This is a genomic window from Microbacterium sp. PRC9, assembly GCF_031844125.1.
In the GTDB taxonomy this organism is placed as follows: Bacteria; Actinomycetota; Actinomycetes; order Actinomycetales; family Microbacteriaceae; genus Microbacterium.
The window spans coordinates 1-22,224 of record NZ_JAUZUR010000014.1; the positions used below are offsets into that span (position 1 = coordinate 1).

Below are 22,224 nucleotides of genomic sequence, written 5' to 3' on the forward strand. Positions count from 1 at the left end.
ACGCATGCAGGTCGCCCGAGCCTCGCGAAGCGCTTACGCGCCTTCCTTCGACGACGCCTTGTAGCGGTCGGGCTCCGGCGTCCGTGCGAACCACCGGCCCGAGATCTGCGTCGGCACGATGCGCACCCACCGGTACTTGAGGGTGGGGATCCAAGGACGCAGCGCAAGTGCGTCGGCCTCGTCGATCTCACGCTGCAGCTCGAGCCGTTCCGCCACGCCTTTGACGATCACGCTCGAGGCGTACGTGTCGTCGTACTCGTCGACCTCGAACGCGACGCGAGGGTGTTGCGACAACTCCGCGAGCTTGGAACCCGGAGCGGTGCGGAACAGCACCCGGGGTCCGTCGATCACGTAGTTCACCGGGAAGATGTCGGGCTCGCCGCCCGCGTCCAGGGCGAGATGCCCCAGCTCGCCGCGCGCGAGCATGTTCCAGCACTGCTCTTCGCTGAGTGTCACGACCGCTTCATTCGTGTCTTCCATGGCGCCATCTCCGTCGATCCTCGTCCGCCGCAGCACGACCCTTCTGCGCACACCTTAGTTCTTCCCGGCGCAGAGCGGACCTGGTCCGAGCGCACGTGATGGCGACGCCGAATCGGAGGGGACTGAAGGGATGATGGATGCTGCGGGGCACAGCATCCATGTCTTCCCTTTAGTCTTCTCACCATGGGCGCGACGGCGAATGCCTATCTCACCGGCTTCGGCCGGTACCTGCCGGGGGAGCCGGTCGACAACGACGGCATCGTGGCGCGCCTCGGCGGGGACGACGCGGTGACCCAGCGCATCCGGCGGCGCATCCTTGATTCGAACGGCATCCGGCAGCGGCACTACGCGCTCGACGCGCACGGCGAGCCGACCGAGCTCAACGAGGAGCTCGCGGTCAAGGCCCTCCGGGCGGCCTTCGACGATCGCGGCATCGACGCCCACGACATCCGCATGCTGGCGTGCGCGACGACGATGGGCGACGTGCTCGTGCCCGGTTTCGCGTCGATGGTGCACGGGCGGCTCGGCGGCGGGCCGATGCAGCTGCTGTCGGCGTCCGGTGTGTGCGCGTCCAGCCTCGCGGCGCTCGACGCCGTCGTCAGCAAGATCCGGCTCGGCGACCACCCCCGTGCGGCCGTGGTGGGCTCGGAGCTCGCGAGCCGGAGCCTCAGGCAGCGCCGGTACGACGGCATCCGTGCCGGCATGGACGCTCACTTCCTGCGATGGATGCTGTCCGACGGAGCCGGTGCGGTCGTCGTCGAGTTCCAGCCGCACCCGACCAAGCCGTCGCTGCGGGTCGACTGGGTGCGGCACGTCTCGCTCGCTCACGAGCACGACGTGTGCATGCGCGCCGGCATGGTCGGAGCCGAGCCGGAGGTCGGCGGAACCTGGCAGGACGTCGGCATCGCCGAGGGGGACGCGGCCGGCATGTTCCTGCTGCGACAGGACGTGAGCATGCTCGACGACCTCGCGGATGCCGGCATCCGCCAGTTCGAGGAGCTCGTCGACATCGGGCTCGTCGATGTGCGCCACCTCGACCACGTCGTCTGCCACTACAGCACGAACATGTTCCGCGACGTCGCGTTCGAGGCGCTCCGGCGCCGCATCCCGACGCTCGACACCGACCGCTGGTTCTCGAATCTCGAGACCCGCGGCAACACGGGCTCCGCGAGCATCTTCATCGCGCTCGAGGAAGCGTGGCACACGGGGCGCTTCGCGCCGGGGGAGACGGTCCTTCTCGCCGTGCCCGAGTCGGGCCGATTCTCGTTCGCCTTCGCCCATCTCACCGTGGTCGCACCGAGCGACCGGCAAGGAGCATCGACATGAGCAGCACCACGACCGTCGCCGCCGACATCGCCCCCGAGGACGGCGCCGGGACGCTGTTCGAACGCCTGGCGGAGGTCTGGGTCGAGCTCGAAGACCGGCTGGACCGGGTGCCCATCCTGCAGCGCCTCGCCGACGGCACGGTCACGCTCGAGGACTACCGGCGACTGCTCTTCAACCTCCGCCAGCAGGTGGTCGACGGGTCGCCGTGGATCTCGAGAGCGGCGTCGAGCTTCGACATCGAGCACTTCGAGCTGCGTGCGGCCGCGATCCGCCACGCGGAGGAGGAGCACCGCGACTACCTGATGCTCGAGCGCGACTACGTGGCGATCGGCGGCACGCTCGAGGAGCTCCGCCGCGGGCGCAAGAACATCGGGTCGGAGGCGCTATCGGGCTACATGTTCCACTACGCGGGTCAGCCGAATCCCGTCGGGCTGTTGGGCGCGATGTTCATCATCGAGGGCCTGGGCGCGAAGCGCGCGGCGGGCTGGGCGGCCCGATTCCAGGAGGTGCTCGGCCTCGCCGACAACCAGGTGCACTTCATGCGGTACCACCAGGATGCCGACGCCGGGCACACCGGAGACATGGAGGCGATCCTGACCTCGGGCATCATCGACGACCGCGATGCCGACGACATCGTTCGCTGCGCGCAGGTGGTGGCGCGGCTGTACGCGCTGCAGCTCGAGGAACTGGACCGCTGACGTGGCGGCGCCGCGGCCGAGCATGCCGGAGTTCGTGCGCTCCGACCCGAGCATGTGGGAGGCGGTGTACGCCGATCCCTCGGTCCCTCTCGACCGTGCGCTGGTGCGTCAGATCATCAACGACCAGCGACGCCTGTCGCGGCGCTGGCTCTACCCGATCGCGCGGATCGTCTCCCGCTTGCTCGTCGCGATCATCTCGATCGTGAAGCGCGTGCTGCCGTTCCGATGGATGCCGCTGAGCACGATGGATGCGCTGTGCGTGTGGTTCCTGCGCCGCTTCGTCTCGCCGGGCGCGGTCGAGCTGCTGATCCGGCACTTCGTGGTCGAGACGAACCTGGTGAACTTCATCATCCGCAACACGGCGGTGGACATGGCGCCTGTGACGCTCCGGCCGGAGACCCTCGCAGGACTCGGCGACTCGGCCGTCGTCGAGCACGACGTCAACGTGTACGACGTCCTGATCGCCCTCGACGGCGTTCCGCTCACGCGGCCGGAGGCGCTCGACTTCGCGCAGCTCGACATCCCGCCGATCGATGCCGAGCGCCGCCGTCGACGCTACCTTCGGCTCGACATCCAGACAGCGCTGTGCTTCATGAACATCCCGTTCTCGATGGCGCTCACGGTCGAGGAGTATCGGCGGGCGGTGCACTCGATCCGGTTCGACGACTCGTTCCTCGAGATCCTCGCGCTGGTCACCGGCGACGACACGTTCCGCCACTGGAAGCTCGCCGGGATGAGCCTCTGGATGGACTCGAACGTCGATGTTCCGCGCATGGTCTACCGGCACGCGCTGGTGTGCGAGTACGCGCACGCCCACCTGGTGAAGCTCGCCGGCGGCGCCTACCCCCGCGACACGACGGTCGAACTCGACTGATCCGTCGCGGTCATGCGACGTCGCGTGCCGGCTCGAACCGGTCCACGAGCGCCTGTACGACCGCCGCGACGTAGGCGCGGTCGAGCGGCTCACCCTCCCATGCCTGGTGCATCGGGAAGGCCTCGACGAGCGCGTCGAGGGCGCGTGCGGTCGGCTGCGTGAAATGCAGGCCGAGGCTCGCGCGACTGACAAGCAGCCAATCGCGGCAGAGGTCGTGCACCTTCGCGTCGTAGTTGCCGAACGAGTACATCTCGAAGAGCGCGCGCACCTCGTCAGTCGTCGCGTACGAGCCGCAGATCAGGTCGACCACCGCCGCGCATGCCTCATCGCGGGACCGTGCGCCCTCGAGGCTGGCGCGGTACTGCTCGGCCATACGGGCTGCCAGTGAGGCGAACGCCTGCTCGAGGATGTCGGACAGCCCGTCGAAGTAGTAGGTGAGGGAGCCGAGGGGCACCCCGGCGCGTGCGGCGATGACACGGTGGCTGGTCTGGTGCACACCGCGCTCGCCGATCACCTCGAGCGCCGCGGCGATGATCCGCTCCCTCCGGTCGGGGTCATTGGCGCCTCGTGCCACCATCCGAAACCTCTTCTCGTCGGGATCGCCAGTTGTGTACGATAGTACAGATCACTTGTGTACGATCGTACATACTCAGAAGGATGCCGATGCCCACGTCTCTTCGCGCGCGCCGCCTCGCCCTGGCCACGCTCTTCTTCGTCCCCGGTGTCGGGATCGCCTCCTGGGTGACGCGCACGCCCGACATCCGAGATCTGCTCGGGGCGTCCACCGCCGAGATGGGGCTGGTGCTGTTCGGCCTCTCGCTCGGCTCGATGATCGGCATCCTCTCGTCCGGTGCGCTCGTCGCGCGGCGGGGCGCGCGCCCGGTGATCGCCGCCGGAGCCGCCGGAATCGTGCTGAGCATGCCGCTCATCGGCATCGGGGCAGCCACGGGGTCGCCGTTCGCTGTCGCGGCGGGCCTCTTCCTCTTCGGTGCCGGAATGGGCGGCGGCGAGGTGGCGATGAACGTCGAGGGCGCGGACGTCGAGCGGGTGACGGATCGGTCGTTCCTTCCGACATTGCACGGATGCTTCAGCCTCGGCACCGTCGTCGGCGCCGTGGTCGGCATCGTGGCCACGGCTGCGGCGTTCCCGGTGGTGTGGCACCTCGTGATCGTCGGAGCGGTGGCACTGGTCGCGGTCCTTCTCGCGGTCCCCGCGCTGCCGCCGCACACCGGTCGCGCCTACGGCGGCGAGACGACGACGGTGCACGAGGACCGTCGGGCGCTCTGGAAGGACTCCCGCCTGCTGCTGATCGGGGTGATCATCCTGGCGATGGCGCTCGCCGAGGGGACCGCCAACGACTGGCTCCCGCTGGTCATGGTCGACGGCCACGGCTTCGATCCCGCCCTCGGCTCGACGATCTACGCGGTGTTCGCGGCCGCGATGACGATCGGCCGCTTCTCGGGCGGCTGGTTCATCGAGCGCTTCGGCCGACCTGCGGTGCTGTGCGCCAGCGGCGTCTTCGCCGCCGTCGGCCTGGCACTCGTGATCTTCGTCGACAGCCAGGTCGTGGCCGCCGCCGCGGTGCTGCTGTGGGGACTCGGCGCATCGCTCGGGTTCCCCGTCGCGATCAGCGCCGCCGGCGACTCGGGTCCTGACTCGGCGGCACGCGTGTCGCTCGTGGCGACGGCCGGCTACGTCGCGTTCCTCGTCGGACCGCCCGCGCTGGGCTTCGTCGGGGACGAGTACGGCCTGCGCGCCGCACTCCTGATCCCGCTCGTGTTCGTCGTCATCGCCGCGATGGTCGCACCGCTCATCGGCGGCCGGCGTCGCGCGCCGGTCCTCGTCGAGGAGGCCTGAGGCGTCAGGAGCCGGCGTCGGCGACCATCGCCTTGAGGTGCGCGTACTCGTCCGGCATTCCCGGGTTCGCGAGGCGCGGGTCGCTCGGAACCCGTCCGGCGACGACGTCGTCGAGGTAACGCCGGTCGGCGTCGAGGCGCGCCACGGCGTCGGACCCCGGGGTTCCGTGGCCCGGGATCACGACGGCGGCCCGGGCGGCGAACGGGGCGAGGAGGTCGAGCGCCGCGACATACGACGGAAGGTCGTCCGGATAGAAGGGGAGGGGCAGCTCGAGGTCGCTGAGCATGTCGCCGGCGATCAGCACCCGCTGTTCGGGCAGCCACACCGCGGTATGACCGGGCGCGTGGCCGTCGTGCACCACCAGCTCGGGGGCGAATCCTCGCGGAACGGACGCGGGTGGGAGCGCAGCATCCACTTCCTCCACCGCCCCCATCAGCTCGACCAGCGGCTCCGGGAACTCTGCGCCGAGCGCGGCGACCAGTGCGTCCCGCTCGTCGCGGGCGAGCGCGGCGGTCGCCCGCGACGCCCACCGCGCCGCGGAGCCGAAGCGCGGGTGCCACAGCAGATGGTCGTGGTGGGCGTGCGTGGCGAAGCCTCCGATGACGCGGAGGCCGCGGGCGTCCAGTTCGTCGGCGAGGGCGTCGAGTTCATCGGGCATCCACGCCGGATCGATGAGCAGAGCCTCGCCGTCGCGGCACAGCACCGTCGACGTCGTCGACATCACGCGGCTCGTGGCGACGAGCACGCCGTCCGCAACCTCGATCATCGCGGCTCACTCTAACGGCCCGGCTCCCGCCCCGGCGCGTTAGCATCGCACCGACGGAACGCGTGCGATGAGAGGCAGGCGCATGAGCCTGAGCGAGATCGACCCCACCGTGCCGCCCTCGGGCGAGGGCTGCGCCGACTGCGACGACGTCGGCGGGTGGTGGGTGCACCTGCGGCGCTGCGCGGTGTGCGGTGACGTGCGCTGCTGCGACACCTCGCCGGCGCAGCACGCGACGGCGCACTTCCGCGCGACGGGTCACCGGTACGTCCGCAGCTTCGAACCGGGCGAGGAGTGGTTCTGGGACTACGTCGCGGAGGACTACGTCGACGGGCCGCAGCTCTCGCCGCCCGCCTCGCGGCCCGACACGCAGCCGTCGCCGGGGCCGGAAGGCCGTGTCCCGGCCGACTGGCGCGAGCTGATCCACCGCTGAGGAAGGGACTGCGATGGGCAACGCGAAGATGACGCAGCGCGAGTTCGAGCGCATGATGAAGCCCGCGCTCACGGACGCGCAGTGGGAGCGTCTGCTGTCGTTCGGTGAGCCGCACGACGTCGAGGCGGGCGAGTACCTGTTCGAGGCCGGCGACCTCGACTACGACCTGATCCTCGTCGACACGGGAGAGATCGAGATCGTCCGCGTCGCCTTCGGCTGGGTGGGCGAGACCCACGTGGGCACGATGAGTCCGCGCAGCTTCGTGGGCGAACTCGGCCTGCTCAACGGGCAGGGCGCGTTCCTGTCGGCACGGGCGACGAAGGCGGGACGGATGCTGCGGGTCAGCCGCCCGCGCCTGCGCGCACTGATGGCGGAAGACGACGAGCTGTGCGACATCATCCTGCACGCGCTGTGGGCGCGCCGCGAGATCCTCCGCGCCGGACCCGCCGCGCTGACCCTCAAGCTCGTCGGACCCCGCTCATCACGCGACTTCCTGGCGCTGCGACGCTTCGCCGAGCGCGTCGACCTCGTGCACACCGCGATCGAGCTCGCACCGGGAGACCTCTGGACGCTCGGCGAGCACGGCATCGGCCTCGACGACCTGCCGGTCGCCTTCATCCAAGGCGAGGCGATGAAGAACGCGACGCCCGGCATGGTCGCCGAGCGGCTCGGGCTGAGCTACCAGGGCCGCGCCGACGAGGTGGTCGACCTGGTCGTCGTGGGCGGCGGACCCGCGGGCCTCGCCGCCGCCATCTACGGCGCCTCCGAAGGGCTGAGCACGGTGCTGCTGGATGCTGTGGCCCCGGGTGGGCAGGCCGCGGCGACGTCGCGCATCGAGAACTTCCTGGGCTTCCCGTTCGGCGTGAGCGGCGGCGACCTCATCGGCCAGGCATCGCTCCAGGCGCTCAAGTTCGGAGTGCGGGTCTACGCGCCGTGCGAGGCGGCCGACCTCCGGCCGGCGGGGAGGGACCTCGACGTCACGCTCACCGACGGCCGCGTCATCCGCGCGCGCACCGCGATCGTCACCTCGGGAGCCGCCTACCGCACGCTCGACCTCGACCGATGGAACGAGTTCGAGGGCGCCGGCATCTACTACGCGGCCACGCCGCTCGAGCTCCGGCAGGTGTTCGAGTCGCCGGTGGTGGTGGTCGGCGGGGCGAACTCCGCCGGGCAGGCGTCGCTGTATCTCGCCGCGAACGGGTGCCCCGTGCACCTCGTGGTGCGCGGCTCCGACCTCGGCAGCCGCATGTCGTCGTACCTCGTGGACCGGCTGCTCGAAGACCCGCGGATCGACGTGCACACCGGGTCCCGCGTCACCGCACTCGGCGGAGGGGCGGCCCTCGAGAGCGTGAGCATCGACTCGATCGGCGACGTCGCAGCGCGCGGACTGTTCTGCTTCATCGGCGCGGAGCCGGCGACATCCTGGCTCGCTGAGCTCGATCGCGACGCCGACGGGTTCCTGCGCACCGGCACGGACGTGTCGGTGCAGTCGCTGGAGCGCTGGCAGGGGATGGGCCGCGAACCGCTGCCGTTCGAGACCTCCGTGCCCCGCATCTTCGCCGCGGGCGACGTGCGCCGCGGCTCGATGAAGCGCGTCGCCGCGGCAGTGGGCGAGGGGTCCAGCGCTGTCGCGTCGGTGCACCGCGCGCTCGCCGACATCCGCTGACGCCGTCGTGAGGGGTTCTCGCGGTACCTGTCACAGCGGGGTCTCCCGCGCGCAGGCTGACAGGAGTGGGATGAAGGATGCCGCGGGCGAACGCTCTGCGGCACGAGGAGGAACCATGCACACCAGGCAGCTCGGCCAGGGCCTCGAGGTCTCGGCGATCGGCATCGGCGCCATGGGGATGTCGATGAGCTACGGCCCGAACCCCGGCGACCGCGACGACATGATCGGCGTGCTCCGCTACGCCGTGGATCAGGGCGTGACGTTCATCGACACCGCCGAGGTGTACGGACCGTACGACAACGAGGTGCTCGTCGGTGAGGCCATCACCCCGATCCGCGACCGCGTGGTCGTCGCGACGAAGTTCGGCTGGGACATCGTCGACGGCAAGATGGTCGGGACCGACTCGCGCCCCGAGCAGATCCGGCGGGTCGCGGACGCCTCGCTCCAGCGCCTCGGCGTCGACGCGATCGACCTGTTCTACCAGCACCGCGTCGATCCCGCGGTGCCCATCGAAGACGTGGCAGGCGCGGTCGGCGAACTCGTCGCTGCGGGCAAGGTGAAGCACTTCGGTCTCTCTGAGGCCGGTGCGGCGACCATCCGTCGCGCGCACGCGGTGTTCCCGGTGACGGCCGTTCAGAGCGAGTACTCGCTGTGGACGCGCGACCCCGAGGCCGAGGTGCTGCCGACCTGCGCGGAGCTCGGCATCGGGTTCGTGCCGTTCAGCCCGCTGGGCAAGGGGTTCCTGACGGGCACCGTCTCGGCGGACGCCACCTTCGGCGCGGGCGAGATCCGCGGCCGCGTCCCGCGCTTCGAGCCCGACAACCTCCGCGCGAACCAGGCGGTCGTCGACGGCGTGCGCGAGGTCGCCGCCGCACGCGGGGCGACGCCCGGCCAGGTGGCCCTCGCGTGGCTGCTGTCGAGGCATCCGTCGATCGTCCCGATCCCGGGAACCCGCCGTCGGGAGCGCGTCGACGAGAACGCGGGCTCGACCACCGTGGCGCTGTCGGCCGATGACATCGCGATGCTCGACGCGCTCGCCGCGGTCGTGGCGGGCAACCGCTACGACGACTCCGGCATGGCGATGGTCGGGCTCTGAGAAGGGAGCGCACGATGAGCACGAACCGGCAGCCGCAGGCGGCGACGGTCAAAGGACCCGCCGAGTGGTTCAGCGGCGACGTCTACTTCAACGCCTACTACCGCGGTGAGGAACCCTCGCGTACGCGCCTGAACCTGGTGCGATTCACGCCCGGCGCGCACACCGCGTGGCACCGGCACGCCGTGGGGCAGACGCTCCATGTGACCGAGGGCGTCGGCTGGGTGCAGACGCGCGGCGAGGAGCTCATCGAGCTGCGCCCCGGCGACACGGTGTACACGCCCGCGGGTGAGTGGCACTGGCACGGCGCCGCAGCCGACCAGTTCATGTGCCACCTCGCTCTCTGGGAGGCGCCGTCGCCGGACGCCGGCGACCCCGAGACGGAGTGGGGCCCCAAGCTCACCGAGGCCGAGTACCCCTCGGGAGGCGCGTCGTGACCGCCTGGGATGCGACGGAGCTGCGCCGCATCGGCGCGGCCACCGAGCTGCGCATCTCGTCGCGGCGGCCCGACGGGACGCTGCGCCCCGCCGTCACGATCTGGCACGCAGCCGTCGGCGACGCCCTCTACATCCGGTCGGCGCACGGTCCCGAGAACGGGTGGTTCCGCCGCGCACTGCGATCGGGCACCGGTCGCGTGACGGCGGGCGGCATCTCGAAGGACGTGACGTTCCGCCTCGCTGTCCCCGCCGTGGCGCCTGACGTCGACGCGGAGCTGCACGCCAAGTACGACCGCTACGGTGCGGCGTACGTGAGGCCGATCACCGGAACGGATGCCGCGGCAACGACCCTCGTCGTCCTGCCCGTCTGATCCCGCCGACTTGACTTCGCCGATCCGGAATTCGGACTTCCGCTCGCTTTCCGGATGCTGCGGCTGCAGCGGGTCCGGAAACGCGTCGTTCGTCCGATTTTCGGAGCGACGCACAGAGGTGCAGGCAGCGCTCAGCGCGGCGAGGCGGCGGTCGCGGACGCGTCGTGTGCGGCGAACTCCGCCGCCTGCGTCGCCGCCCACGACGCCAGGAGCGTGAGGGCGTCGGCCGACGGAGAACCCGCCGGCGCCGTGTAGACGTTGAGCACGAGGCCCGGTTCGCTCGGCAGGTCCATCGACTCGTAGGTCAGCTCGAGGTCGCCCACCACGGGGTGATGCAGGCGCTTGAGGCCGCTGCGGTGGAACTTCACATCGCGCGAGGCCCAGCGCTCGCGGAACAGCTCGCTCTGCGTCGAGAGCTCGCCGACGAGCCGGATGAGGTCGGGGTCGTGCGGGTTGCGGCCCGCCTCCATCCGCAGCATCGCGGCGGAGTCGTGCGTGATCTGGTCGTAGTCGCGCCAGAAGTCGCGGGCGGCCGGGTTCAGGTACGCGAACCGGGTGGTGTTCACGGGCCGGCGTGGATCGTCGAACACGGGGGAGTAGAGCGCTCGGGCGAGCAGGTTCGCCGCGAGGATGTCGTGGCGGCCGTTGCGCACCCAGGCCGGGGCCTCGGTGAACGCATCCAGCACCTGCTGCACGGCCGGCCGCACCGTCGGCGAGGGGCGGCGGGCGGGCTTGCGGCCAGGGCCGGCCGCGCGCGCGAGGTCGAACAGGTACTCGCGCTCCGCTTCGTCGAGCTGCAGCGTGCGCGCGACGGCGTCGAGCACGCCCTCCGACGCACCGGCGAGGTTGCCGCGCTCGAGGCGCACGTAGTAGTCGACCGACACGCCGGCGAGCATCGCCACCTCCTCGCGGCGGAGGCCGGCGACCCGGCGGTTGCCGCCGTATGCGGGCAGCCCTGCCTGTTCGGGGGTGAGCCGGGCGCGACGGGAGCTCAGGAACTCCTTCACCTCGGCGCGGATGTCAGCCATGACTCCACGCTACGTCGCGGGACCCCGTGCTGACAGGCTCTGCGAGTGCCCGTCAACCCCGGCGTCACATCACCAGCCGCCGCGGGTGGGCGTGTGGCCGTCGCGGGCGTCGTCCGGCATCGCCATCTCGGCACGCACGCCGAGGAGGCGGATGGGCCTGCCGGGCTCGATCTTCGCGACGAGCTCCATCGTGCGGGCCAGCACGACCTCGCGGTCGGACGTCGACGGGATCCTCTTCGTGAACGTCTTGGTGAGAAACGGCGCGTAGCGCACCTTCAGCCCGAGCCCCACGACGGGGCGGTCGTCGGCGGCGACCTCGTCGAGCACGTCGCCGAGCAGTCTGCGGGCCGCGTCCTCGATCTCGTCCGGCTCGACGATGTCGACCTGGAACGTCGTCTCCTTGCTGTGGCCCCGTGCGACCCACGGGGTGTCGTCGACGACGTTCGAGCCGTCGCCACGACCGAGCTGGCGGTACCAGAGCCCCATCTTCGGCCCGAATTCGCGGGTGAGGGCGTCCGGGTCGGCGACGGCGAGCTGGGACACCGTCTCGATCCCGAGCAGCGCGAGCCGCTTCGAGATCTTCGACCCCACGCCCCACAGGGCGATCGTCGGGCGGTGCCCCATGACCTCGAGCCAGTTGGCGGCGGTGAGGTGGAAAGTGCCGCGCGGCTTGCCGAAGTCGGTGGCGTTCTTCGCCCGGATCAGGTTGTCGCCGATGCCGACGCTGCAGTGCAGGCGGGTGCGGTCGAGCACGTCCTGCTGCAGCCTGCGGGCGTAGCCTTCGGGGTCGTCGGTGTCGACGCCGACGAACGCCTCGTCCCACCCGAGCACCTGCACCACGGCTCCCGGCTGCGCGCGCAGCGTCGCCATGACCTCCTCGGATGCTGCGAGGTAGAGCGGCGCGTCGACCGGCAGGATGACGGCGTCCGGGATCTTCCGCGCGGCGATGCGCAGCGGCATCCCCGACCCGACCCCGAACTCGCGCGCCTCGTACGACGCCGTGGAGACGACCGCGCGCTCGGTGGGGTCGCCCCGGCCGCCCACGATGACGGGTTTGCCCGCGAGCTCGGGTTTGCGCAGGATCTCGACGGCGGCGATGAACTGGTCGAGGTCGACGTGGAGCACCCAGCGCCGGGGCGCGGGCGCGGCGACGTCGCTCACGACCCCGTCCCTCGCGACCGGCGCATGACACGAGACTAAGCGCCCGCGCCGACACCCGCGCGTACTCGCCGGGCCGCAGCATCCATCACGCGTACGCGAAGACGGGCGGGAAGACCACCACGACGATCGCCGCCCACGCGAGGTAGACGGGCATGAAGCCGGTCTGCCAGCGCTCGAGACGCTCGTACGGAGCGCGATGCATCGCGAACCGCAGCTGGAGCCAGGCCGCACCCGCGAGGTTCGCGAGCAGGATGATGTTGAGCCCGAGCGACGCGAGCTTGTTGGGACTCGCTCCCCACTCGGCGATGCGTCCGATCATCGCGACGAGCACCATGATGTCGACGACGAGCGCCGCGACGACCATGACGAGCTGCATCCGGTCGAACCAGGAGGGCGGCGCCAGCGGGTCGCGGGCGGAGAGGGCGTACAGCAGCAGGCCGACCACGACGACGAGCACGATGTCGAAGAGGATGAGCAGGTCCCGCTGGCCGAACATCTCTGTCGAGCTGTCGTCAATGAGGTTGCCCTGGATGAAGCCCGCGACGATGAAGGCGAGCAGCAGGAGCGTGAACAGCGGTGTGAAGAGCTTCGTGAGGACCGGGGCGATGTTCTCGATGACGCTCTGCTTCGCCTCGACCAGCCACGCCGCGATGATGATCGCGCCCGCGAGGCCGCACGGAACCATGACCTCCTCGACGAACCAGCCCGCGTCGAGGTCGATCGCGGCGAAGACCCCCATCGTGAGCGCGATGAGCACGCCGCCGCCGAGGGCGATGAGCGCGAGGTAGACCACCCACTCGCCGGTGAACCGGATGAAGTCCATGCGGGCGCGGCTCGACCGGACGCGCCCGTTGACATAGCCGATGCCGGTGACGAGCCACAGCACCACGACGAGGTGCGTCGCCGCGAGCATGAGTGTCGCGCCGCCCGGGGCGAACGGGTAGACCGCCATCACGACGGCGGCCGCGACGAACGGCCCCGCCACGACCGCGATGGTCGGCACCACCGCCCTGCGTCGTACCAGGAAGTACGCCGCCAGGAACGGCAGCACGAGCAGTGCGTACCAACGGCCGTAGAAGTCGCCGTTCTCTGCGAACTGGATGCCGAACAGGGCCGGGATCTTCACCGCCACCGCGGCCGCCACCGCGAGCCCGACCGCGAGCAGCAGCCCGCCGCCGGTCCGCGGGGCGCGCGGCTGGTCCTGGAACATGAGCTGCTTCCAGAGCCGCTCGGAGTGTTCTCGCGCGAACTCGCGCGAGAGGTCGTCGAGCCCGCCGAGCCGCTTCACCGCGACGAGGAACGCTTCGTCGCCATCGAGACCGGATGCCTCGAGCCGGTCGATCTGGCCGCGCAGATGGTCTTCGAGCTCGTCGACGTCGCGGCCGTCGATCGCCTCCGGGCGCGAGACGTACGCGCGCCACGTCGAGATCTGCTCTTCGATGCGAGGGTCGAGGTCTTCGGCCATGTCAGGCCCCTCCGAACGACGGGATGCCGGCGAAGTCGGTGCCGCCGTCGCGATCCGCCCACACGCGCTGTAGAGCCCGGCTCACGACCGCCCACTGCTGCCGCTGCTCGGCGAACGCCGCGCGGCCGGTGGAGCTGAGCCGGTAGTGCTTGCGCGGTCGGCCGCTGGGGGAGGCCCCCCACGACGACTCGACGTGCCCTAGGCGCTCGAGCCGGTGCAGCAGCGGATACAGCATGCCGTCGCTCCACTCGAGCTCTCCGCCCGACAGCTCGCCCACCCGCTGCAGGATCGCGTAGCCGTACGACTCGCCCTCCGCGAGGATGCCGAGCACCATCGGCGTCGCCGCCGCGGCGACCAGGTCCTTGCCGATCTTCACATCGCCTCCATGCCAAGAAGTCCTAGGTACATAGAAGTACAAGTTACATAGAACCGCAAGGTATGCACCGTGACGCCGCGTGACACCTCGCGTCGCCGTGGGGCTCACCGCGGGAATGCGGTCGCCCGCGCCGTGTTGGGATGGAAGGGCGAACCGCACCTCCCCGGACGAAGGAATTCAATGACCCTCCCCGCGAGCACCCCCGACACCGTCACCGACGCACGCTGGCGCGCCGTGTCGAGCGAGCACGGCATCGCCGCACTGCGCCACACGCACTGGCTCGACACCGAGCCGCGCGAGTACGACGGGGCACCCGGGGTGTGGCGGGCGGTCGACGGCAAGGTCGCGGGCGCCGGGCTCCGCGCCGACGCGCCCGGTGCTCCGGCCGACGACGTCGTGCTCGCTCCCGGCGAGCACCTCGATGTGGGAAGCGTCCGGCTGAAGGCGATCAGCCGCGAGGGCTCGCCGGCCCTGCGCGTGTTCGACCCCGAGACTCCCGGCCGTACGCGACTGCGCGGCATCCTGTCGTTCCCTCACGACGATGCGTGGGCGCTCCCCGGGATCTTCCGCCCTGCGGCCGAGGGCGAGATCAACGTGATCCGCAGCGTCGACGGCTACGAGCGCGAGGAGCCCGCGGTGGGCACCATCGCGCTCGAGGTCGACGGGTCGCCGGTCGAGCTCACCGTCACGGGCGATCCCGCCCACGGGCTCAGCGCGGTGATCGCCGACGCGACGAGCAACGTCGACGCCTACCGGTTCCGGTTCCTCGAGATCGACGCGCCCGCGGCCGATGGCACCGTGACCGTGGACTTCAACCAGGCGTACCTGCCGCCGTGCGCGTTCAGCGACCACTACGTGTGCCCGCTCCCGCCGGCGAACAACCGCCTCGCCGTCCGTGTCGAAGCGGGGGAGAGAATCACCGAAACCGCGTGAGAGTGGTGCTCGCACCCCGGGGTCGGGTGCGAGCACAATGGGGCCACGGCCGGAGCGCGTCCGGCATCGCCCGATACGAGGAGCCTCGCCATGGCCCGTTCCCTCTCCGACATGCGCGAGCGTTCTCGCGCGCGGGCGAAGGCCCGCGCCGAGGCGCGGTCCGAGCTCAAGAACACCGCGTACGAGATCTTCATCGGCGCGCTGTCGATCATTTCGATCCTCAACCTCGTGCTGATGTACGCGATCGCCGGCGACACCGCGCTCGAGCTCGTGCTCTCGGTCATGAATGCGCTGTTCAGTGCCATCTTCCTCGGCGACTTCATCTACCGCATCTCGACGGCGCCGAAGGCGTCGCGCTACTTCTTCCGCGGCTTCGGCTGGGCAGACCTGCTCGCCAGCCTCCCGTTCCCGCAGTTCAAGATCCTGCGGCTGTTCCGCCTGCTGCGGGTCTTCCGGCTGCTGCGCGAACTCGGCCCGCGGACCGTGTGGACCACCCTCATCCACGACCGTGCGAACAGCGCCCTGATGACCCTGCTGCTGATGGGCATCCTGGTGCTGCAGTTCGGCAGCATCTCGATCCTCTACGTCGAGGAGGACGCCGACGGCGCGAACATCACCTCGGCCTCCGACGCGCTCTGGTACACGATCGTGACGATCTCCACCGTCGGCTACGGCGACCAGTACCCGGTCACCAACGTCGGCCGCATGATCGGCACGCTGATCATCGTGGTCGGCGTCGGCATCTTCGGTACCTTCACCGGTTACCTCGCGAACCTCTTCCTCGGTCCGCGCAAGGCGGCTGAAGATGCGGAGACGGATGCTGAGGCCCCGGCGGCGACCGACGCCGCGACCACCTCGCACACCGAGGCGCCGTCGATCGCCGATCACGCTGCGAAGGGCGTCGCGGCGGGAGCGGTGGCGGGCGCCGTGAAAGCAGGGGCCGCGGTGGGCCAGGGGAGTGGACCGGGGGCGCCCATCGCGGGCACGCCGGAATCGCCCGGGCTCGAGCCCCAGGCGGTCGCACCCGAGTCGCCCGAGCACACCGTCGAGCGCCTGAGGGCGCTGCTCGCGCAGTCAGAGGAGACGATGGCCGAGATGCGCCGGCTCCTCGCCGACGCGACGCGGTAGTCGCCGGACGCCTGGCTGCCCGACCGACGGCTCGGGCAGGGGCGGCACGGAATGTTCGCGCTCACATCCGTTACCTGTTCGTTGCATGATCACGGCACACAACCGCTTGTGAGCGCTAACAGTGAGCGCTAACATCCTGAATCGCGGCCATGTCGGCCGCTCCGGAACCAAGAGCGCTGCGGCCAGCCTCGCGCCCGGATGAACAAGGAGGTTCACTCACATGAAGAAGCTGCTCTCGATCGCCGCCGCAGGCGCGCTGATCCTCGGCCTCGCGGGCTGCGCGTCCGGCAGCGGCGGCACCGGCACGGAGTCCGAGGGGCCGAAGGCTCTCGACGAGCTCGTCGTCGGCTTCGCGCAGGTCGGCGCCGAGTCGGGCTGGCGCACTGCCAACACCAAGGACATCCAGGCCGCGTTCGCCGACGCGGGCATCGAGCTCAAGTTCTCCGACGCGCAGCAGAAGCAGGAGAACCAGATCAAGGCGATCCGCTCGTACATCCAGCAGGGCGTCGACTACATCGCCTTCTCGCCCGTCGTCGAGACCGGCTGGGACGCCGTCCTCAACGAGGCGAAGGCCGCCGGCATCCCGGTGGTCCTCACCGACCGCGCCGTCGACAGCAAGGACACCTCGCTGTACGTCAGCTTCCTCGGCTCGGACTTCATCGAGGAGGGCAAGAAGGCCGGCCTCTGGGTGCTCGACCAGTACAAGGACACCACCGAGAAGGTCAACATCGTCCAGCTCGAGGGCACGACCGGCGCGGCTCCCGCGATCGACCGCGCCGAGGGCTTCGCCGACGTGATCCGTCAGAACGAGAACCTCGAGGTGATCGCGAGCCAGACCGGCGACTTCACCCGCGCCGGGGGCAAGCAGGTCATGGAGGCCATGCTGAAGTCCAACCCCGACATCGACCTCGTCTACGCGCACAACGACGACATGGGTCTGGGCGCGATCGAGGCGATCGAGGCCGCGGGCCTCGTCCCCGGCGAGGACATCAAGATCGTCACCGTCGACGCGGTGCACGACGGCATGCAGGCACTCGCCGACGGCAAGATCAACTTCATCGTCGAGTGCTCCCCGCTGCTCGGCAACCAGCTGGTGGACATCATCAAGACCCTCAATGACGGCGGCACCGTCGAGCCGAGGATCATCACCGAAGAGACCACCTTCACCCAGGAGCAGGCCATCGAGGCACTGCCCGACCGGCAGTACTGAGAACCGGAACGTGGCGGGGACGGATGCCGCGGCATCCGTCCCCGCCGCTACCCTCGATTCGACCCGCCCGCACTGTCCGCAGCGACGACGCAGTCGCCCCTCGTTCGACGGAGAACCCAGGATGACCGACACCACGCGCCCGCCCGCGCCCGAGCCCGTCGTCGAGATGACCGACATCTCGATCTCGTTCCCGGGCGTGAAAGCCCTCGACGGCGTCTCGTTCCGCATGTTCCCCGGCGAGGTGCACTCGCTCATGGGGGAGAACGGCGCCGGCAAGTCGACGCTGATCAAGGCGCTCACCGGCGTCTACCAGGCGGACTCCGGGACCATCACCCTGGGTGGCGACGAGGTGTCGTTCCACTCCACGGCGCAGGCGCAGGACGCCGGCATCTCGACGGTGTACCAGGAGGTCAACCTCCTGCCGAACCTGTCGGTCGCCGAGAACATCATGCTGGGCCGCGAGCCGCGCCGCTTCGGCGCGATCGACACGCGCCGCATGCGTCTCCAGGCGCGCGACGTGCTGGAGGGCCTCGGGCTGGAGGTCGACCCCGCGTCGCTCCTCGGCTCGCACTCGCTCGCGATCCAGCAGCTCATCGCCATCGCGCGCGCGATCAACATCGACGCCCGTGTGCTGATCCTCGACGAGCCGACCTCGAGCCTCGACGCCGACGAGGTCGCAGAGCTCTTCCGCATCATCCGGTCGCTCAAGGAGAGCGGCGTCGCGATCCTGTTCGTCTCGCACTTCCTCGACCAGGTCTATGAGATCGCGGACCGCCTGACCGTGCTGCGCAACGGCCGCCTCGTGGGGGAGTACCTGACGCCGGAGCTGCTGCGCATCGACCTGGTGCAGAAGATGATCGGCAAGGAGATCGCCGCGCTCGACGACCTCGAGCAGCGCGTCCGCGAGACGGAAGCGGATGCCGGCGACCCGACGATCTTCCTGCGCGCCCAGGGCGTCGGGCGCCGGGGCGCGGTCGCGCCCGTCGACGTCACGATCCACGAGGGCGAGGTGGTCGGCTTCGCCGGGCTCCTCGGCTCGGGTCGCACCGAGGTGGCGCGCCTCCTCGGCGGCATCGACCGCGTCGACAGCGGCAGCGTCGCCATCGGCGACGAGCAGGCGAAGCTGCGCACCCCGCGCCAGGCGCTCTCGCGGCGCATCGCGTTCTCGAGCGAGAACCGCCGTTCGGAAGGCGTCGTCGACGAACTCACCGTGCGCGACAACATCGTGCTCGCCCTGCAGGCCGATCGCGGATGGTTCCGGCCCATCCCGAAGAAGCGGCAGGACGAGCTCGCCCAGAGCTACATCCAGGCGCTCAATATCCGCCCCGCCAACCCCGACGCCATCGTGCGCAACCTTTCGGGCGGCAATCAGCAGAAGGTGCTGCTCGCCCGGTGGCTCGCCGTGGCGCCGCGCCTGCTCATCCTCGACGAGCCCACGCGCGGCATCGACATCGGCGCCAAGGCCGAGATCCAGAAGCTGGTGGTGAGCCTCGCCGAGAACGGCATGAGCGTCGTCTACATCAGCGCCGAGCTCGAAGAGGTGCTGCGCCTCAGCCACCGCATCATCGTGATGCGCGACCGACAGAAGGTCGCCGACCTCGTCAACGACGATCTCACCGTCGACAGCCTGCTCGCCCTCATCGCCGAGGGCAGCGGCGACGACACCGACATGGGAGCCTCCGCATGACCGCCCTCCTCGCCCGGTTCGTCTCGAGCCGGCTGTTCTGGCCCCTCGTGATGCTCGCGGTGCTGCTGATCATCGACGTGATCGCGGTGCCCGGCTTCTTCGCGATCACGATCCGCGACGGCAACCTCTACGGCAGCCTGATCGACATCCTCCGCAACGGCGCCCCCACGCTGATCGTGGCGATCGGCATGACGCTCGTGATCGCGACACGCGGCATCGACCTGTCGGTGGGCGCGGTCGCGGCGATCTCCGGTGCGGTGGCCTGCAGCATCCTGCTCGGCTCGCCGGATCCCGGCCATCCCGCCACCGTCGCCGTCGCGATCGTCGTGGCCCTGCTCATCTCGCTCGTGCTGGGCGTCTGGAACGGATTCCTCGTCTCGGTCATCGGCATCCAGCCGATCATCGCGACGCTCATCCTCATGACCGCAGGCCGTGGCGTCGCGATGCTCATCACCGAGGGGCAGATCCTCACCGTCACGAGCCCGCCGTTCAAGGCGCTCGGATCGGGCTTCTGGCTCGGCATCCCGATCGCGGTCTACATCGCCGCGTTCGTCTTCGTGCTCGCCGCCGTCTTCACCCGCCGCACGGCGCTCGGCATGATGATCGAGTCGGTCGGCATCAACCCGGAGGCCTCGCGACAGGCGGGCATCCGGGCGCGCGGACTGCTGTTCGTCGTGTACACGTTCTCGGCGGTCTGCGCGGCGATCGCGGGCCTCATCCTCACGGCCAACACCATGGCGGCCGACGCGAACAACGCGGCGCTGTTCATCGAGCTCGACGCGATCCTCGCGGTGGTGATCGGCGGCACGTCGCTCGCCGGCGGCCGGTACTCGCTCGCGGGCACGCTGGTCGGCGCCCTCGTGATCCAGACGCTCGTCACGACCGTCTACACGGTCGGCATCCCGCCGATCGCGACCATGGTCTTCAAAGCCGCCGTCGTCACCCTCGTCTGCCTGCTGCAGTCGCCGACGACGAACCAGGCGCTCGCTTCATGGCGACGAAGCCTCGCCGTGCGCACAGGAAAGGGTGTGGCATCCGCATGACGACTCTCCTTCCGGCCCCCGCGCCGACGACGGGCGTCTCGCGCAAGGCGCCGAAGGGCCTCGGAGCGCGCATCCGCGACGCGTTCACGAGCCCGAAGTACGGTCCCGTGCTCGTCACCGCGGTGCTGTTCGTCGCGGTGTTCGTGATCGGCGGCATCCGCTACCCGGGCTTTCTCAGCGGCCAGGTGCTGCTCAACCTCTTCGTCGACAACGCGTACCTCATCGTGCTCGCGGTGGGCATGACGTTCGTGATCCTCACCGGCGGCATCGACCTGTCCGTGGGAGCGGTCGTGGCACTGTCGACGATGATCGCCGCCAGCCTGCTGCAGGCGGGGCTGCCGGCCGCCGTCGTCATCCCGCTCATCCTCGTCGCGACGAGCGCGCTGGGCCTGCTCGTTGGCCTCATGATCCACTACTTCAAAGTGCAGCCGTTCATCGCGACGCTCGCCGCGATGTTCCTGGCGCGCGGCCTCTGCTACGTGATCAGCCAGAGCTCGATCTCGATCACCGACCCGGCGTTCATCGCGCTCGCCGTCAGCCGGCTGCCGCTCGGCGGCGGGATGTCGATCACGTGGAGCGTCATCATCGCGGTGATCGTCGTCGCCGTGGCCGTGTGGGTGCTGCACCGCACACGCTTCGGCCGCACGGTCTACGCGATCGGTGGCGGCGAGCACAGCGGCATGCTGATGGGCCTGCCGGTGGCTCGTACGAAGGTGCTCGTCTACGTCGTGAGCGGCTTCTGCTCGGGCCTCGCGGGTGTGCTGTTCACCTTCTACACGCTCTCGGGCTACCCGCTCACGGCGATCGGCACCGAGCTCGACGCGATCGCAGCGGTCGTGATCGGCGGCACGCTGCTCGCAGGCGGCTACGGCTTCGTGCTCGGATCGGTGCTCGGCGTGCTCGTGCTCGGCATCATCCAGACGATCATCACGTTCGAGGGCACACTGTCGTCGTGGTGGACGAAGATCTTCATCGGCGTCCTGCTCCTCGTGTTCATCGTGCTGCAGCGCGTGCTGACGGCGCGACGGCGATGACTCGGGGCGTGGGACGCGCGCTGGGGCAATCGTCGGTCGGGATAATGGGGAGCGGGGCGGGCCACCACGTTCCCGAGGGGAGCGGGCGCAGCACGTGAGCGCGAACGGCGACCGGAACCGCGTCGCGACGATCTTCGACGTCGCGCGCCTGGCCGGTGTTTCGCACCAGACGGTGTCGCGCGTCCTCAACGACCTGCCGAACGTGCGCCCCGCGACGCGCGAACGCGTCGAGAACGCGATCAAGCAGCTGCGCTACGTGCCCTCGCAGGCGGCGCGGGCGCTGGTCACCAGGCGCTCACGCACGATCGGCCTCGTCGCCACGGGGCTGCCCGACTACGGGCCGTCGAGCGTCGTGCTCAACTTCAACGAGTCCGCCCGCGACGCGGGGTACGCCGTCATCGCCACCAATCCCGCGGATGCCGCGGCCTCGACGCTGCGCTCCGCGACCGAGATGCTCATCCGGCAGAACGTCGAGGCGATCGTGCTGCTCGCCGCCGAGCGCTCGGCGCTCGACGCGTTCGACGGCTGGGAGCTCGGGGTGCCGCTCGTCTCGATCGCGTCGGAGTCCCGCGGTCGAGGCATCCGTGTCACGCTCGATCAGTACCAGGGTGCACGCGCGGCCGTCTCGCACCTGCTCGAGCTGGGCCACCGGGACGTCGTGCACATCGCGGGCCCGGTGGGATCGATGGACGCCGAGGAACGGCTGCGCGGCTGGCGCGATCAGCTCGCGGAGGGGGGACTCATCGGGCGTGAAGCGCCGCGGGGGGATTGGTCACCCGAGGCGGGGTTCCGCATCGGCACGGAGCTCGTGCGCGAGGGTGCGCCCGGCGCGGTGTTCGCCGCGAACGACCAGATGGCGCTCGGGCTGCTGCACGCGCTCGCCGACGCGGGGCTCGCCGTTCCCGGGGATGTGAGCGTCGTCGGGTTCGACGACATCCCCGAGGCCGCCCACTTCTCGCCGCCGCTCACCACCGCCCGGCAGGACTTCGTCGGCCTCGGTCGCGACGCGATGGCCGCGGTCCTGACCCAGCTGCAGGACGAGGAGGCGACGGCGCCGCCGCCCACCCGCGTGCCGCAGCTCATCGTGCGCGCGAGCACCCGCGCCGTCTGAGCGCGCCGCGGCTCGCTCGCGGCTCACTCGCGGCTCGCATCCTCATTTGA

General features: G+C 70.3%; 23 protein-coding genes. 16 read left to right on the forward strand and 7 right to left on the reverse strand.

Annotation, left to right across the window (positions count from 1 at the left end):
- Positions 1 to 33: 33 nt before the first annotated feature.
- Complete coding sequence (locus tag Q9R33_RS20025; protein ID WP_311294895.1) at positions 34 to 480, reverse strand: pyridoxamine 5'-phosphate oxidase family protein; 447 nt, start codon at positions 478 to 480, stop codon at positions 34 to 36.
- A gap of 183 nt (positions 481 to 663) precedes the next feature.
- Between Q9R33_RS20025 and Q9R33_RS20030 the strand changes: the two genes are divergently transcribed.
- Genes Q9R33_RS20030 through Q9R33_RS20040 form a run of 3 tightly spaced genes read left to right on the forward strand, consistent with a single transcriptional unit; the run spans position 664 to position 3,378 of the window.
- On the forward strand, positions 664 to 1,806 hold the full coding sequence (locus Q9R33_RS20030; protein ID WP_311294896.1) for a 3-oxoacyl-[acyl-carrier-protein] synthase III C-terminal domain-containing protein: 1,143 nt from the start codon (positions 664 to 666) through the stop codon (positions 1,804 to 1,806).
- Positions 1,803 to 2,504 (forward strand): iron-containing redox enzyme family protein, encoded by a 702-nt coding sequence (locus Q9R33_RS20035; RefSeq protein WP_311294897.1) that lies wholly within the window; start codon positions 1,803 to 1,805, stop codon positions 2,502 to 2,504. The genes Q9R33_RS20030 and Q9R33_RS20035 overlap by 4 nt, the downstream gene beginning before the upstream one ends.
- Before the next feature lie 22 nt (positions 2,505 to 2,526).
- Positions 2,527 to 3,378 carry a DUF6999 family protein gene (locus tag Q9R33_RS20040; protein ID WP_311294898.1) on the forward strand — a complete coding sequence of 284 codons (852 nt, stop codon included), beginning with the start codon at positions 2,527 to 2,529 and terminating at the stop codon, positions 3,376 to 3,378.
- 10 nt (positions 3,379 to 3,388) lie between these two features.
- Here Q9R33_RS20040 and Q9R33_RS20045 read toward each other — a convergent pair whose 3' ends face one another.
- The gene (locus Q9R33_RS20045) at positions 3,389 to 3,955 is read right to left on the reverse strand and encodes a TetR family transcriptional regulator (RefSeq protein WP_310251168.1); all 567 of its coding nucleotides are present in this window, start codon (positions 3,953 to 3,955) and stop codon (positions 3,389 to 3,391) included.
- Positions 3,956 to 4,041: 86 nt separating this feature from the next.
- Between Q9R33_RS20045 and Q9R33_RS20050 the strand changes: the two genes are divergently transcribed.
- Positions 4,042 to 5,235, forward strand: coding sequence for an MFS transporter (locus tag Q9R33_RS20050; RefSeq protein ID WP_056368592.1), 1,194 nt, complete (start codon positions 4,042 to 4,044; stop codon positions 5,233 to 5,235).
- A gap of 4 nt (positions 5,236 to 5,239) precedes the next feature.
- On the opposite strand, the gene Q9R33_RS20055 is transcribed toward Q9R33_RS20050, so the two are convergent.
- Entirely contained in the window at positions 5,240 to 6,001 is a 762-nt protein-coding gene (locus Q9R33_RS20055) for an MBL fold metallo-hydrolase (RefSeq protein ID WP_311294899.1), read from the reverse strand.
- An 82-nt stretch (positions 6,002 to 6,083) separates the two neighbouring features.
- Between Q9R33_RS20055 and Q9R33_RS20060 the strand changes: the two genes are divergently transcribed.
- The 5 genes from Q9R33_RS20060 (at position 6,084) to Q9R33_RS20080 (ending at position 9,998) form a co-directional block, all read left to right on the forward strand.
- Positions 6,084 to 6,431, forward strand: coding sequence for a UBP-type zinc finger domain-containing protein (locus Q9R33_RS20060; protein WP_056368596.1), 348 nt, complete (start codon positions 6,084 to 6,086; stop codon positions 6,429 to 6,431).
- A 13-nt stretch (positions 6,432 to 6,444) separates the two neighbouring features.
- Positions 6,445 to 8,097, forward strand: a complete 1,653-nt coding sequence (locus Q9R33_RS20065) for an FAD-dependent oxidoreductase (RefSeq protein ID WP_311294900.1) — start codon at positions 6,445 to 6,447, stop codon at positions 8,095 to 8,097.
- Between the two features lie 115 nt (positions 8,098 to 8,212).
- Entirely contained in the window at positions 8,213 to 9,193 is a 981-nt protein-coding gene (locus Q9R33_RS20070; protein WP_056368598.1) for an aldo/keto reductase, read from the forward strand.
- Positions 9,194 to 9,207: 14 nt separating this feature from the next.
- Entirely contained in the window at positions 9,208 to 9,627 is a 420-nt protein-coding gene (locus tag Q9R33_RS20075) for a cupin domain-containing protein (RefSeq protein WP_311294901.1), read from the forward strand.
- Positions 9,624 to 9,998, forward strand: coding sequence for a DUF2255 family protein (locus Q9R33_RS20080; RefSeq protein WP_311294902.1), 375 nt, complete (start codon positions 9,624 to 9,626; stop codon positions 9,996 to 9,998). Before Q9R33_RS20075 ends, Q9R33_RS20080 begins: the two co-directional genes overlap by 4 nt.
- Before the next feature lie 131 nt (positions 9,999 to 10,129).
- Here the strand turns inward: Q9R33_RS20080 and Q9R33_RS20085 are convergent, their stop codons facing one another.
- The 4 genes from Q9R33_RS20085 to Q9R33_RS20100 all read right to left on the reverse strand — a co-directional run bounded on the left by Q9R33_RS20085 (position 10,130) and on the right by Q9R33_RS20100 (position 14,028).
- Complete coding sequence (locus Q9R33_RS20085; RefSeq protein WP_056368602.1) at positions 10,130 to 11,026, reverse strand: helix-turn-helix transcriptional regulator; 897 nt, start codon at positions 11,024 to 11,026, stop codon at positions 10,130 to 10,132.
- Between the two features lie 69 nt (positions 11,027 to 11,095).
- Positions 11,096 to 12,151, reverse strand: a complete 1,056-nt coding sequence (locus tag Q9R33_RS20090) for a DNA polymerase IV (protein ID WP_311294915.1) — start codon at positions 12,149 to 12,151, stop codon at positions 11,096 to 11,098.
- A gap of 121 nt (positions 12,152 to 12,272) precedes the next feature.
- Complete coding sequence (locus tag Q9R33_RS20095) at positions 12,273 to 13,652, reverse strand: permease prefix domain 1-containing protein (RefSeq protein WP_311294903.1); 1,380 nt, start codon at positions 13,650 to 13,652, stop codon at positions 12,273 to 12,275.
- Position 13,653: 1 nt separating this feature from the next.
- Entirely contained in the window at positions 13,654 to 14,028 is a 375-nt protein-coding gene (locus Q9R33_RS20100; RefSeq protein ID WP_056368606.1) for a PadR family transcriptional regulator, read from the reverse strand.
- 180 nt (positions 14,029 to 14,208) lie between these two features.
- Between Q9R33_RS20100 and Q9R33_RS20105 the strand changes: the two genes are divergently transcribed.
- The 7 genes from Q9R33_RS20105 to Q9R33_RS20135 all read left to right on the forward strand — a co-directional run bounded on the left by Q9R33_RS20105 (position 14,209) and on the right by Q9R33_RS20135 (position 22,174).
- A complete protein-coding gene (locus Q9R33_RS20105; RefSeq protein WP_311294904.1) occupies positions 14,209 to 14,961 on the forward strand; it encodes a DUF1684 domain-containing protein in 753 nt (250 codons plus the stop codon).
- Between the two features lie 90 nt (positions 14,962 to 15,051).
- The gene (locus tag Q9R33_RS20110) at positions 15,052 to 16,089 is read left to right on the forward strand and encodes a potassium channel family protein (RefSeq protein WP_311294905.1); all 1,038 of its coding nucleotides are present in this window, start codon (positions 15,052 to 15,054) and stop codon (positions 16,087 to 16,089) included.
- Positions 16,090 to 16,309: 220 nt separating this feature from the next.
- The gene (locus Q9R33_RS20115; RefSeq protein WP_056368612.1) at positions 16,310 to 17,299 is read left to right on the forward strand and encodes an ABC transporter substrate-binding protein; all 990 of its coding nucleotides are present in this window, start codon (positions 16,310 to 16,312) and stop codon (positions 17,297 to 17,299) included.
- Positions 17,300 to 17,420: 121 nt separating this feature from the next.
- Entirely contained in the window at positions 17,421 to 18,986 is a 1,566-nt protein-coding gene (locus Q9R33_RS20120; protein WP_310251255.1) for a sugar ABC transporter ATP-binding protein, read from the forward strand.
- Positions 18,983 to 20,029, forward strand: coding sequence for an ABC transporter permease (locus tag Q9R33_RS20125; protein WP_311294906.1), 1,047 nt, complete (start codon positions 18,983 to 18,985; stop codon positions 20,027 to 20,029). The genes Q9R33_RS20120 and Q9R33_RS20125 overlap by 4 nt, the downstream gene beginning before the upstream one ends.
- Positions 20,026 to 21,063 carry a galactofuranose ABC transporter, permease protein YjfF gene (yjfF, locus tag Q9R33_RS20130; RefSeq protein ID WP_310251249.1) on the forward strand — a complete coding sequence of 346 codons (1,038 nt, stop codon included), beginning with the start codon at positions 20,026 to 20,028 and terminating at the stop codon, positions 21,061 to 21,063. The genes Q9R33_RS20125 and yjfF overlap by 4 nt, the downstream gene beginning before the upstream one ends.
- 94 nt (positions 21,064 to 21,157) lie before the next feature.
- On the forward strand, positions 21,158 to 22,174 hold the full coding sequence (locus Q9R33_RS20135; RefSeq protein ID WP_056368620.1) for a LacI family DNA-binding transcriptional regulator: 1,017 nt from the start codon (positions 21,158 to 21,160) through the stop codon (positions 22,172 to 22,174).
- The last annotated feature ends 50 nt before the right edge of the window (positions 22,175 to 22,224 follow it).